Origin of the sequence: Citrobacter sp. Cc139, from assembly GCF_030334645.1 — a bacterium.
In the GTDB taxonomy this organism is placed as follows: Bacteria; Pseudomonadota; Gammaproteobacteria; order Enterobacterales; family Enterobacteriaceae; genus Citrobacter; species Citrobacter werkmanii.
Window position 1 is genome coordinate 233481 of sequence record NZ_JAOWDM010000093.1, and the last position, 12753, is coordinate 246233.

Annotated in this window: 15 protein-coding genes; 2 read left to right on the top strand and 13 right to left on the bottom strand. The window is 53.7% G+C overall.

The annotated features are described in order from the left end of the window. Nucleotides 1-15: 15 nt before the first annotated feature. The 11 genes from sseB to trmJ all read right to left on the bottom strand — a co-directional run bounded on the left by sseB (nucleotide 16) and on the right by trmJ (nucleotide 8693). On the bottom strand, nucleotides 16-792 hold the full coding sequence (gene sseB / locus OGV69_RS22440) for an enhanced serine sensitivity protein SseB (RefSeq protein WP_006683467.1): 777 nt from the start codon (nucleotides 790-792) through the stop codon (nucleotides 16-18). 70 nt (nucleotides 793-862) lie between these two features. Beyond that, the gene (gene pepB, locus OGV69_RS22445; protein ID WP_038642620.1) at nucleotides 863-2146 is read right to left on the bottom strand and encodes an aminopeptidase PepB; all 1284 of its coding nucleotides are present in this window, start codon (nucleotides 2144-2146) and stop codon (nucleotides 863-865) included. A 61-nt stretch (nucleotides 2147-2207) separates the two neighbouring features. Continuing rightward, nucleotides 2208-2408 (bottom strand): Fe-S cluster assembly protein IscX, encoded by a 201-nt coding sequence (iscX, locus tag OGV69_RS22450; RefSeq protein WP_038642622.1) that lies wholly within the window; start codon nucleotides 2406-2408, stop codon nucleotides 2208-2210. 11 nt (nucleotides 2409-2419) lie between these two features. Further along, nucleotides 2420-2755 (bottom strand): ISC system 2Fe-2S type ferredoxin, encoded by a 336-nt coding sequence (gene fdx / locus OGV69_RS22455; protein ID WP_003037690.1) that lies wholly within the window; start codon nucleotides 2753-2755, stop codon nucleotides 2420-2422. Nucleotide 2756: 1 nt separating this feature from the next. Next, the gene (hscA, locus tag OGV69_RS22460) at nucleotides 2757-4607 is read right to left on the bottom strand and encodes a Fe-S protein assembly chaperone HscA (protein WP_069324454.1); all 1851 of its coding nucleotides are present in this window, start codon (nucleotides 4605-4607) and stop codon (nucleotides 2757-2759) included. Nucleotides 4608-4622: 15 nt separating this feature from the next. After that, nucleotides 4623-5138 (bottom strand): co-chaperone HscB, encoded by a 516-nt coding sequence (hscB, locus tag OGV69_RS22465; protein WP_038642626.1) that lies wholly within the window; start codon nucleotides 5136-5138, stop codon nucleotides 4623-4625. Between the two features lie 74 nt (nucleotides 5139-5212). Then, on the bottom strand, nucleotides 5213-5536 hold the full coding sequence (gene iscA / locus OGV69_RS22470; protein WP_003037681.1) for an iron-sulfur cluster assembly protein IscA: 324 nt from the start codon (nucleotides 5534-5536) through the stop codon (nucleotides 5213-5215). A gap of 20 nt (nucleotides 5537-5556) precedes the next feature. After that, entirely contained in the window at nucleotides 5557-5943 is a 387-nt protein-coding gene (gene iscU / locus OGV69_RS22475; RefSeq protein ID WP_002913991.1) for a Fe-S cluster assembly scaffold IscU, read from the bottom strand. 26 nt (nucleotides 5944-5969) lie between these two features. Next, the gene (gene iscS, locus OGV69_RS22480) at nucleotides 5970-7184 is read right to left on the bottom strand and encodes a cysteine desulfurase (RefSeq protein WP_032939471.1); all 1215 of its coding nucleotides are present in this window, start codon (nucleotides 7182-7184) and stop codon (nucleotides 5970-5972) included. A 112-nt stretch (nucleotides 7185-7296) separates the two neighbouring features. Further along, on the bottom strand, nucleotides 7297-7788 hold the full coding sequence (iscR, locus tag OGV69_RS22485) for a Fe-S cluster assembly transcriptional regulator IscR (RefSeq protein WP_003037674.1): 492 nt from the start codon (nucleotides 7786-7788) through the stop codon (nucleotides 7297-7299). A 173-nt stretch (nucleotides 7789-7961) separates the two neighbouring features. Continuing rightward, on the bottom strand, nucleotides 7962-8693 hold the full coding sequence (gene trmJ / locus OGV69_RS22490; RefSeq protein ID WP_069324453.1) for a tRNA (cytosine(32)/uridine(32)-2'-O)-methyltransferase TrmJ: 732 nt from the start codon (nucleotides 8691-8693) through the stop codon (nucleotides 7962-7964). A 118-nt stretch (nucleotides 8694-8811) separates the two neighbouring features. Here trmJ and suhB point away from each other — a divergent pair, with 118 nt between their 5' ends. Continuing rightward, on the top strand, nucleotides 8812-9615 hold the full coding sequence (gene suhB, locus OGV69_RS22495; protein ID WP_003835237.1) for an inositol-1-monophosphatase: 804 nt from the start codon (nucleotides 8812-8814) through the stop codon (nucleotides 9613-9615). Between the two features lie 103 nt (nucleotides 9616-9718). Here the strand turns inward: suhB and OGV69_RS22500 are convergent, their stop codons facing one another. Further along, complete coding sequence (locus OGV69_RS22500; protein ID WP_227409075.1) at nucleotides 9719-10699, bottom strand: nickel/cobalt transporter; 981 nt, start codon at nucleotides 10697-10699, stop codon at nucleotides 9719-9721. Further along, complete coding sequence (locus tag OGV69_RS22505; protein ID WP_069324451.1) at nucleotides 10690-11328, bottom strand: DUF1007 family protein; 639 nt, start codon at nucleotides 11326-11328, stop codon at nucleotides 10690-10692. Before OGV69_RS22505 ends, OGV69_RS22500 begins: the two co-directional genes overlap by 10 nt. Nucleotides 11329-11744: 416 nt before the next feature. Between OGV69_RS22505 and OGV69_RS22510 the strand changes: the two genes are divergently transcribed. Then, on the top strand, nucleotides 11745-12728 hold the full coding sequence (locus tag OGV69_RS22510; protein ID WP_038642638.1) for an autoinducer 2 ABC transporter substrate-binding protein: 984 nt from the start codon (nucleotides 11745-11747) through the stop codon (nucleotides 12726-12728). The last annotated feature ends 25 nt before the right edge of the window (nucleotides 12729-12753 follow it).

Here is a 12753-nt window from a genome sequence, read left to right on the forward strand (position 1 = left end):
GCGGCTTTCCTTCACTCAGATAATCCGGTTTTGTTTAAAGTCGCGCAGGAAGCCGCCCCAGCGGCGTTCGTAGAACGGTGCGATATGCTCGGTGATAAAGTGGCTGACACCCTTCTCGCCTTTCTTCACCTGGCAAATATCAATCGGTTCATCGCCCGGCAATGTGTCGGTCGCGACGCTGCCCGCAGCGTGGATGATCTCTTCAATATCACCGTCAGCTTCAATCCCGATCAACAGGTTTGGCTGAGCTTCCGCACTTTCTTTGATTGAGCAGAGAAACGCGCGTTTTACCGGCTTGATGGTTTTAAACAGCGTGGTCAGCGAGTCGATCATCTGCGCTGGCGGTTCAGCGACTTCAGAGAGGATCAGCGATTCGCCGCCTTCCAGTACCTCCTGGGTGCTTAGCGGACTCCCCTCATCACCGATCAGCAGACTGATTTCACGCGGCATAAACTCTTTGCCGGTCGGCAACTTCGCGTTGAGAAACAGCGTTTCGCCGAGCGTCATTTCAAATAACGTACGCACCGGCATGACGACAAATGCTTGCTCATCTTCAACCGCCTGCTGCAGGGCCTCAAGGGAAGTAAAGAACGGGATCACGGTTGTGCCGTCTTCTTTTTCCCAGTGCTGAAGGTCGAGGGCGCTGTCTTCAACCACCGCCTCGCCTTCTGCAGCAGTACCCGGCACCCAGACGGTGGATTCAAGTAAAGTACGGAAAAATGCCGGTCGATGCGCAGGCTCTGTCGCCGCTTGTTCCAGCAACGTTTCTAATTCATTTTTTGTTTCGGACATAAGGATCACAAATTGGATGAATACATGTAGGCCGGATAAGCGTAGCGCCATCCGGCAATACAGTCATGAATTATGCGGTCAGCAGATTCGCGATGGTGCGCACACCCAGACCGGTTGCGCCCGCAGACCACTGCTCAACTGGCGCTTTGCGATAAGTTGCAGAGCAGTCGATGTGCAGCCAGCCTTGCTGGTAGTTTTCCACAAAATGAGACAGGAAGCCTGCTGCAGTGCTCGCACCCGCCGGATAGGCCGCACTGCCGGTGTTATTCAGCTCGGCAAAGTTAGACGGCAGCTGACTACGGTGGAACTCAGCCAACGGCAGACGCCAGAACGGCTCGTTTTCTTGTGCCGCGCTTGCCAGCAGACGGGCAGCCAGCTTGTCGTCAAAGCTGAACAACGCGTGATAATCGTTACCCAGGGCGGTTTTCGCGGCACCGGTCAGCGTAGCTGCATCAATAATCAGCTCCGGTTTTTGCGCGCTGGCGTCGATCAGACCATCCGCCAGCACCAGGCGTCCTTCCGCATCGGTATTCATCACTTCCACTTTTTTGCCGTTGCGATAGTGAATAATATCGCCCAGCTTAAAGGCGTTGCCGCTGATCAGGTTATCCGCGCAGCACAGGTACAGTTTCACACGCTTGTTCAGACCACGGGTGATGGCAAACGCCAGCGCGCCGGTGACCGTTGCCGCACCACCCATATCGGACTTCATTGAGTCCATAAATGCGCTTTGCTTGATGCTGTAACCGCCGGAGTCAAAAGTAATGCCTTTGCCAACCAGGCAGGCGTAAACCGGGGCTTCTTTGTCGCCAGTCGGGTTGTAGTCCAGCGCCAGCAGCACCGGAGGACGCTCGGAACCGCGCCCCACGGTATGCAGTCCCATGTAGTTCTGCTCACGCAGATCTTCACCTTTGGTGATGCGGTAAGAGACGTTATCGCAGGCAACAGAGCACAGCAGGTCGACCGCGCGCTGCGCCAGTTGTTCCGGGCCCAGTTCTTCCGCCGGGGCGTTAATGGTATCGCGCACCCAGTCAATAATCTTCAGACGGTTATCCAGCTCTTTGCGCTGTGCTTCGTCCAGGGCAGCCCACTCAACTTTGCGACTGCCTTTCGGTCCTTTATAACCCTGCCAGAAAGCCCAGCTGCGTTCGGTATCCCAGCCTTCACCGTCCAGTTGCACATGTTTAATACCCAGGCCGTCGATTTTACGCGCGGCGCGCTGGATAAGGCCGAGGTCATCTTTTCCGTTCAGGTGCAGGGTAATGCCTTCATTATTAATGCTGTATGTTGCCTTTTCACCCCAGCGGGCATCGGCAGGTTGCGTGGAAAGCGTAATTTTCATGGCTTCTGTCATTTTATTTATCCTTATTTTCGCGCATACAGGAAAACGGGCCACCCGTGGGCAGCCCGTTGACTTATTCGGCTTCGTCCAGCCAGACCAGTAAAATGGCCTCAAGGATTTTTTCGTTCGATGCCTGTGGGTCATCATCGAACTCTTCCAGGTCACAGATCCATTGGTGCAGATCGGTGAAACGAACGGTCTTGGGATCACGGTCGGGGAAGGCGTCGTACAGCGCTTCACCGATTTCACGGCTATCGGTCCACTTCAGTCCCATACTACCCTCTGTTAATGCTCACGTGCATGATTGATTGTGTAACGTGGGATTTCGACCACTAAATCGTCCTCGGTTACCCGCGCCTGGCAGCTTAAACGGCTTTCCGGCTCCAGACCCCAGGCTTTATCCAGCATGTCATCTTCTTCTTCCGTGCTTTCCGGCAAAGAATCGAAACCTTCACGTACAATGCAGTGACAGGTCGTACAGGCACAGGATTTTTCACAGGCATGTTCAATCTCGATACCGTTACGCAGGGCAACGTCGAGAATGGTTTCGCCAGTCTCAGCTTCCAGAACTGCGCCATCGGGACAGAGATCCTGATGAGGCAAAATAACAATCTTTGGCATATTAAACCTCGTCCACGGAATGGCCTTTCAGCGCGCTACGGACGGATTTGTCCATGCGGCGAGCGGCGAATTCCTGGGTTTGTTTGTCTACGTTTTTAATGGCTTGTTCTATCGCGTCAACATCGTCACCCTGCGCAACCTCGCTCAAGTGCGCGGCGGCGGTGTCGATAGCCTGACGTTCTGCGGCGCTTAACAGCGCGGCATCAGCGTTCAGCGCACCGGATAAACTTTCCAGTACACGTGCCGCTTCGACTTTCTGTTCTGCCAGCATACGGGCTTTGACGTCCTGCTCGGCAAAACTCATCGAATCCTGAATCATGGAGGCGATTTCACCGTCGGTCAGACCATAGGACGGTTTGACCTGAATGGAGGACTCAACGCCGGTGGATTTCTCCATAGCGGTGACGCTCAGCAGCCCATCGGCATCCACCTGAAAGGTCACACGGATATGCGCGCCGCCTGCTGGCAGCGCAGGAATACCGCGCAGCGCAAAGCGCGCCAGTGAACGACAGTCCTGCACCAACTCACGCTCGCCTTGCATCACGTGGATGGACATCGCGGTCTGGCCGTCTTTAAAGGTGGTAAAGTCCTGCGCACGCGCCACCGGGATAGTGGTGTTACGCGGGATCACTTTCTCCACCAGGCCGCCCATGGTTTCAAGGCCCAGGGACAGCGGAATGACGTCCAGCAGCAGCATTTCGCTGTCTGGTTTATTCCCGACCAGAATATCCGCCTGGATTGCCGCGCCGATAGCGACCACTTTATCCGGGTCGATAGAGGTCAGCGGCGTACGGCCAAAAAACTCACCAACGCGTTCACGTACCAGCGGCACGCGGGTTGAACCACCGACCATCACCACTTCCAACACATCCTGCGGCTCAACGCCCGCATCTTTCAGCGCGCGACGGCAGGCCAGCAGCGTACGCTTAACCAGTGCGGAAATAAGTTCATTGAAGGTTTCACGGGTGATTTCACCCTGCCATCCCGCCACGTTAACCGTTACAGAATCGGCGTCGCTGAGTGCAATTTTCGCCGCAATGGCGGCATCCAACAGTTCACGCTGTACGCGGTTGTCGCTGCGATCGGCAACCCCCGCCTGCTCGCGAATGTAATCGGCGAGCAGATGGTCAAAATCATCGCCGCCGAGCGCGGAATCACCGCCGGTCGCCAGCACTTCGAACACGCCGCGGCTCAGGCGCAGAATAGAAATATCAAAGGTACCGCCGCCAAGGTCATAGACTGCGATCACGCCTTCCTGACCGGAGTCCAGCCCATAAGCGATCGCCGCAGCGGTCGGCTCATTCAGCAGACGTAATACGTGCAGACCAGCCAGGCGCGCGGCGTCTTTGGTTCCCTGACGCTGTGCATCGTCAAAATATGCCGGAACGGTGATCACGACGCCGTCCAGTTCACCGGACAGCGATTCGGTTGCCCGCGCGGCCAGCGCTTTCAGAATGTCAGCGGATACGCGCACCGGATTAAGTAAACCAGCAGCGGTTTCAATCATCGGCAGGCCGTTTTCACTGGCCTGAAACGTATAAGGCTGATGCGGATAGCGCGCCTGGATATCCGCCAGAGAGCGGCCCATCATGCGTTTTACCGAACTAACGGTATTGGCCGGGTCAAGGGCGGCATTGGCGCGGGCATCGTAACCGACAGAGTAGCCCTGCGGCTGATAGTGAACCACTGACGGCAACAGGTGGCGACCTTCGTGGTCTGCCAGCGTTTCGGCCTGGCCGCTGCGTACGGTTGCAACCAGGGAGTTGGTAGTGCCTAAATCGATACCTACCGCCAGACGACGCTGGTGCGGCGCGGCGCTCAGACCAGGCTCACTAATTTGTAATAAGGCCATTTTCGCTTCCGGAAATTAAAAATCGAGCAGTTTTTCTTCGAGTTGTTCTGCACTGCTTCGCAGTTTATCGAGAAAACGCAGCTTACGCACGGTATCCGCCGCCGCGTCCCACATCTCGTTATCCAGCTGTTCAACCATCAGTTGATGGCGACTTTCAAACATTTTTTTCACGCGCTGGATAAAGCTTTCCAGTCGCGATTCGTCTTTCGTCTGCTCGATCTCGTCAAGCTCTTCCCGCAGTTCCAGTTGCTCCATCAGGAACGCGGTATCACGCACCGTGTGCTGCTCATTGCGAATATCAAAACCGTGTAAAGACAATAAGTATTCGGCGCGCATCAAGGGATGACGCAGCGTTTGCCAGGCCTGGTTAATGGTGGCGGACTGCGAAACCGCAGCAAGTTGTTCCGCCTGAGAACCGCTGGCGAATTTATCAGGATGATACTGACGTTGTAGATCCTGAAAACGGATCGTCAGGGCCTGGAGATCAATAGGATATTGAGCGGGTAATCCGAAGAGAGTGAAGTAATCCATAACTATCTCAGGGGTAGCCTGTTAGAACAAACCCCACACGTAAAATCATGCGTGTGGGGTTATCGGTGAGCGCGTTATACGTGGAAACTTTCGCCGCATCCACATTCGTCTTTCACGTTCGGGTTAGTGAACTTAAACCCTTCGTTCAGACCTTCTTTGACGAAGTCTAACTGCGTACCGTCGAGAAATTGCAGGCTCTTACCGTCGACCACAACTTTAACGCCTTTGTCTTCAAACACGGTATCTTCAGCCGCCGGCTCGTCAACAAATTCCAGTACATAGGCCATACCTGAGCAGCCGGAGGTTCTCACGCCCAGACGCAGGCCAAACCCCTTACCGCGGTTAGCCAGGAAGGTATTTACACGCGCTGCTGCACTGTCGCTTAAGGTAATCGACATAATAAAACCTCAACTCTTAATTATTTTGCTTCACGTTTGCTTTTGTAATCCGCAATCGCGGCTTTAATCGCGTCTTCAGCCAGGATAGAGCAGTGAATTTTCACCGGTGGCAGTTCAAGCTCGTCGGCGATATCGGTGTTTTTAATCGCCTGTGCTTCGTCCAGCGATTTCCCTTTTACCCATTCGGTAACCAGAGAACTGGAGGCAATAGCGGAACCGCAGCCGTAAGTCTTGAAACGCGCGTCTTCAATGATACCCTCATTGTTGACTTTGATCTGCAACTTCATCACGTCGCCACAGGCCGGTGCGCCGACCATGCCGCTACCCACGTTCTCGTCGCTGTTGTCAAAAGAGCCCACGTTACGTGGATTCTCGTAGTGATCGATAACTTTTTCGCTGTAAGCCATGTTGAATTCTCCTTATTGGTGCCGAATTAGTGATGTGACCATTCAATACTGTTCAAATCCACGCCCTGTTTGAACATTTCCCACAGTGGAGAAAGGTCGCGCAGACGGCCAATGGAGTTGCGAACCAGATTGATGGCATAGTCAATCTCTTCTTCGGTAGTGAAACGACCTAAAGAGAAACGAATTGAGCTGTGTGCCAGCTCGTCGGTCATACCCAGCGCGCGCAGCACATAGGATGGCTCCAGGCTTGCTGAAGTACATGCAGAACCGGAGGATACCGCCAGGTCTTTCAGCGCCATAATCAGCGACTCGCCTTCAACAAAGTTGAAGCTGACGTTGAGAATGTTCGGTGCGCCCTGTTCGAGATCGCCGTTCAGGTACACTTCTTCCATGTCCTTCACGCCGTTCCACAGACGGTTACGCAGACTGCGCAGACGCGCCATCTCGGTTTCCATCTCTTCTTTCGCGATACGGTACGCTTCACCCATGCCAACGATCTGGTGGACAGGCAAAGTACCGGAACGCATGCCGCGCTCGTGACCGCCGCCGTGCATCTGCGCTTCGATACGAATACGCGGTTTACGACGCACGTACAGCGCGCCGATACCTTTCGGACCATAGATTTTGTGGCCGGAGAAGGACATCAGGTCAACTTTCAGTTGGCTCAGGTCGATAGGCAGTTTGCCCACGCTCTGAGTGGCGTCAACGTGATAGATGATGCCGCGCGCACGGCACATTTCACCGATAGTCGCGATATCCTGCACCACGCCGATTTCGTTGTTCACGTGCATGATGGACACGAGGATAGTGTCGTCACGCATTGCCGCTTCAAGTTCTTTCAGGTCGATAATACCATTACGCTGTGGGGCGAGGTAAGTGACTTCAAACCCTTCGCGCTCCAACTGACGGCAGGTATCCAGCACGGCTTTGTGTTCGGTTTTGCTGGTGATGATGTGCTTGCCTTTTTTCTGATAAAAGTTGGCTGCACCTTTAATCGCCAGGTTATCGGATTCCGTCGCACCGGAGGTAAAGACGATTTCACGCGGATCGGCACCGACCAGCTCAGCGATCTGATTACGGGCGATATCTACCGCCTCTTCAGCATGCCAGCCAAAACGGTGTGAACGGGAAGCTGGGTTACCAAAGTTTCCGTCCAGGGTCAGACACTGCATCATTTTCTCGGCAACACGCGGGTCCACCGGCGTGGTTGCGGAGTAATCGAGATAGATCGGTAATTTCATTGCTCTATAAACTCCGTACATCGCTTCAATGCAAGGAACCAGGCAACCGGCTGGATGTACGACCGAGTTAACGGGGCGTTTAACACCCCGGCCTGATTCTAAAATACTTTTATTATGCGCGTAACTTAACGTCGATCGCGTCTTGAGCACGATTAGTGCGTGGAGCGTCATGCGTGTGCTGGCGACCAGACACATCCAGGACTTCCTGATTATTCACCAGTTCGCCCAACGTAATGTTGTTGAGGAACCCAGTCAGACGATCGCTCAGATCGCGCCACAGCGCATGGGTCAGGCATTTATCGCCGCCCTGACAACCGCCTTTGCCCTGGCAACGGGTCGCATCTACAGACTCGTCGACAGCGCTAATGACTTCACCGACTGCGATGCTGCCGGCATCTTTACCCAGCAGATACCCGCCGCCTGGTCCACGTACGCTTGAAACCAGACCGTTTTTACGCAAACGGGAAAACAGCTGCTCCAGATATGACAGGGAAATTCCCTGACGTTCAGAAATATCAGCCAACGGTACCGGGCCCGTTTCTGAGTTGAGCGCAACGTCCAACATTGCGGTCACGGCATAACGCCCTTTTGATGTCAGTCTCATGTCTTATTTAGCCTCAAACTCGCCCCTGCCCGGGGTTTTTTATTGTAAAATGGGGGTATTGCATAGCAGGGGCAAGTCTGACATTCCCGACTAAATCAGTCAACTATTTACTTGACTAATTTAGTCAGGTATTTAACCTTCAGTGCCGTTTTCACTTGCAGGAGGCGTTTCGCTTACTTGCCTTTATTCTGCTGTTCGATAGATGCCAGAATCCCGCGCAGGATATTCAGCTCCTGACTCTCAGGACGCGCGCGCGTAAACAGACGACGCAGCTTGTTCATCACTTGTCCCGGATGGCCTTCGCGAATAAACCCGGTCGACAGCAGCGTTTGTTCCAGATGACCGTAAAAACGCTCTAAATCATCCACCAGCGGATACTCAGCTTCTTCGTATTCGACGCTCTTATCACCTTCCTGCGTCGCCAGCCAGGCCATGCGGACTTCATAAGAGATAACCTGCACCGCCATCGCCAGGTTGAGCGAACTGTATTCCGGGTTCGCAGCAATGGCGACGTGATAATGGCATTTTTGCAGTTCTTCGTTGGTCAGGCCAACGCGTTCACGACCAAATACCAGCGCCACCGGCGTATTCGCCGCTTCAGAGACGCTTTTCAAGCCGCATTCGCGCGGGTCCAGCATCGGCCACGGCAACGTACGGGAACGCGCGCTGGTGCCTACTACCAGACTACAACCCGCCAGCGCTTCATCGAGGGTATCGACGATCTGCGCGCTGCCGATCACATCGCTGGCGCCTGCCGCCAGGGCGATGGCCTGCGAGTCCGGTTTGACCAGTGGATTAACCAGCCACAGATTGGTTAAACCCATGGTTTTCATTGCACGGGCCACAGAGCCCATGTTGCCAGTGTGAGAGGTTTCCACCAGCACAATTCGAATATTTTGCAGCATTGTATTTCTTCGGCTAAAGATTATTCGGGCATATTATCATAAAACGAAGACATATTCCGAACTCGCTGCTATACTCTGCGCCGTTTTCCCGTTCTTTAACATCCAGTGAGAGAGACCGATGCATCCGATGCTGACCATCGCCGTGCGCGCAGCGCGCAAGGCGGGTAATGTAATTGCCAAACACTACGAAACGCCAGACTCTGTAGAAACCAGCCAGAAAGGCAGCAATGATTTCGTGACTAACGTCGATAAAGCCGCCGAAGCGATTATTATCGAAACGATTCGCAAATCTTACCCACAGCACACCATCATCACCGAAGAAAGCGGTGAACATGTTGGTGAAGATTTGGATGTTCAATGGGTTATCGATCCACTGGATGGCACCACCAACTTCGTAAAACGCCTGCCGCACTTCGCGGTATCTATCGCAGTACGCATTAAAGGCCGTACTGAGGTTGCCGTTGTTTACGATCCAATGCGTAATGAACTGTTCACCGCAACCCGCGGTCAGGGCGCGCAGCTTAACGGTTACCGTCTGCGTGGCAGCACGGCTCGCGATCTGGACGGCACCATCATTGCCACCGGCTTCCCGTTCAAAGCGAAACAACACGCCGCTTCTTACATGAAAATCCTTGGCAACATGTTTACCGAATGCGCTGACTTCCGCCGTACCGGTTCTGCCGCGCTGGATCTGGCCTACGTTGCCGCAGCCCGCGTTGACGGTTATTTCGAAATTGGTCTGCGCCCGTGGGATTTCGCCGCAGGCGAGCTGATTGCGCGTGAAGCTGGCGCCCTGGTGTGCGACTTCACCGGCGGCCATAACTACATGGCGACCGGCAACATCGTTGCAGGTAACCCGCGCGTAGTGAAAGCCATGCTGGCTAACATGCGTGACGAACTGAGCGACGCGCTGAAGCGCTAATCGTTTGATGCCGGATGGCGGCTAGCGCCTGATCCGGCCTACCAGGGAATTCCCCGTAGGCCTGATAAGCGAAGCGCCATCAGGCATTCATCCTACAACAGTGCTAAAACGGTCTTATCCCTCGCCCCACCGGCACCGCGCTCATCCACATCACCACCGCTGCCGCAATTAATACCGTGCCCCCGGCTAACGCCAGCGTCGTCCAGCCAATCTGTCGCCACAGCACCGGCGCTTTATGCCCGCTAAGTCTCACCGCCAGCGTGCGGAAACTGTGTACCAATAAAGCCAGTGACGTAATCGTCAAAGAGGTGCCCGCCGCCATCGCCAGCGCCGACGCCATACCCCAGTAAAAGACGCCAATCACTTTGCTGAACAGCAGCACCATGATGGCCCCGGAGCATGGACGCATCCCCATAGACAGAATAATCATCAGCCGGGCGCGCCAGTCATCACCGCTTTGCACCTGTTCAGGGTTCGGCAGATGCTGATGCCCGCAGCCACAACCGTCGTGATGCACATGGCGCGGCATGAAGGCGGTAAACGTTGGCCGCTTTAGCAATAAGCGCAGTTTTTTCAGCGCCCGCCAGCACAGCAGCAGGCCTAACACGCCCACCAGCACATAGCTCCCTCTCTCCAGCCAGAAGCTACTCATATGCAACTGCCGCGCAGGCAACTGCAAGACGGTGAGCACGATAACGACCAGACCAATCGCGACCAGTCCTTGTAATAAAGACGACGCCAGCGTCAGGCCGATACTGGATTTCAGTTTTGACGGGTGCGTCGCAAGCCAGGTGGTAATCACCACTTTTCCATGTCCCGGCCCCAGCGCATGCAGAACGCCGTAGAGAAAACTAAACAGCAGCAGCGATCCCCCTGTCTGGGTCGGACTGGCAGCAACCGCTTTCAACAATCCGCTCATCTGTTGGTTTACTTCGCGCTGCCAGACGATGCTTTTCATCATCACCTGCGGCCAGGCCAGCCATAGCCACAGTATGCCGCCTGCCGCCAGCAGCAAAAATAGCGCCAGCGGCCACAGCGTGAGCCAGCGACGTCCAGTGGGTCGTGGTTGATAAACTACTGACATTGCAGCGTTACCGTTTGTGCGAACTGTTTACCCAACTCCATATCCTCCGGGGGGGCGTCTTCTTTATCCAGCGACTGCGCAAAGATCAGCGTTTGTTCATTCGGCGTCGGGGTGTGTACTGAAATACGGCATTGCTGGCTGATCGCCTGCGACAGCCGGGCATCGCTATCCTGGTCATAGCTCATGTCCACGTAGTAGGTCGGATCGAAGGTTGAAATGGTATATTTTTGACCACTCAGCGGCTGTGGTTCAGCTAAGGGTAGAACGAACGTCAGCACCGCCTGATGTTCCTCACGCTCCATGCCGTATTCCGTCGGCCTGTTTTTAAACTTTACCTTTTGCCCTTCATGCCACACTTCGGTGAAATAATGCTGCCCAAGCACATTCGCCATCACTTCCGCCGCCAGTTTTTTCCAGATCTCCGAGCCAGGTTTGGCATTCCCCGCATCGTAAAGCAGATCTGCCGAGGTGATTTCATCCATCGTCCAGCGCATTTTCAGCGCCACGAACTGATTATTTTCGCTCACTATCTCGGTTTTCAAATGGATAAAGCTGTGGGGATGCGCGCCTGCGCCAAAGGACAGGACAGCAAGAAACAACGTTACAATGATGTGCTTAACACGCTGCATGACTTCTCCACGATAAAAATCCAGGCCGCCAGAAACAATGGTGTGTTTGGCGAAAGAGTGCTGAGGATATCATTGAACGAAAAAATGTTGAGCCCCCTTTTCCGGTATCGATTCAGTTCTCAATTTCGACAATTCTTTCTCCAGCAACACCCGTCTGAATCCCTTTTTGCCGCCACAATTTATGCAAAATGATAACAAATTGTTAATTAAAAGTTTTATTTTAATTATTTATTAACAATAATTTTGCTGTTATGGATATAAAACCTAGGAATTTAACCAATATTTAACCATTAGTTTTCTTTTAATTTACAATAACGGACATGGATCACATTCACGGAACTTATGATTCATTCCCTCTTCCATTCGTAGTTAACTTCACCCCGTGACATGTCCTGCCCCCTACGAAAGGTACAACTATGAAATTCAAACTCGCATTACTCAGTGCAACCCTGGTTTCTGCATGCATGTTGTCCGGCACGTCCTTTGCGGCGGAAAAATATGAAATTGCTGTGGTTGCCAAAGTCACCGGGATTCCGTGGTTTAACCGGATGGAAACCGGCGTTAATGAAGCAGCAAAAAAACTGGATGTGAATGCTTACCAGACCGGGCCTTCCACGCCGGATCCGGCTCAACAGGTGAAAGTCATTGAGGATCTGATCGCCAAAAACGTTAACGCGATCATCGTGGTGCCGAATGATGCCAAGGTCCTTGAGCCGGTGCTGAAAAAAGCGCGCGATAAAGGCATCGTGGTGCTGACGCACGAATCCCCGGACGAGCAGATTGGTCAATGGGATATTGAAACCATCGACAGTGAAAAATATGCGCAGGCTAACGTCGATGAATTAGCGAAAAGCATGGGCGGTAAAGGGGGTTATGCCATCTATGTCGGTTCGCTGACGGTACCGTTGCATAACGCGTGGGCCGATTTTGCGATTAAGTACCAAAAAGAAAAATATCCCGAAATGTTCGAGGTCACTTCACGTCTGCCGGTCGCGGAAAGCATCGATAAATCCTACGCCACCACGCTGGACCTGATGAAAACCTATCCGCAGATGAAGGGCATTATCGGCTTCGGCTCGCTGGGTCCAATCGGTGCGGGTCAGGCGGTGCAGAAAAAACGCGCCAAAGATAAAATCGCCGTCGTCGGGATCGCCATGCCAGCACAGGCTGCGCCGTACCTGATGCGCGGCGATATCAAAAAAGCGCTGCTGTGGGATCCAAAAGACGCGGGATACGCGCTGGTAACGGTGGCCGATCAACTGTTGCAGGGTAAAGAAGTGAACGCCGATTTGAGTATTGATGGTTTAGGGAAAGCCGATATCGACACGGAGAAGAAAGTGATCCGCTTTAACAAGATCCTCGAAGTCACCAAAGACAACGCACAATCACTCGGTTTCTAAGGCTTTAGCCGACACCAGGGAACCT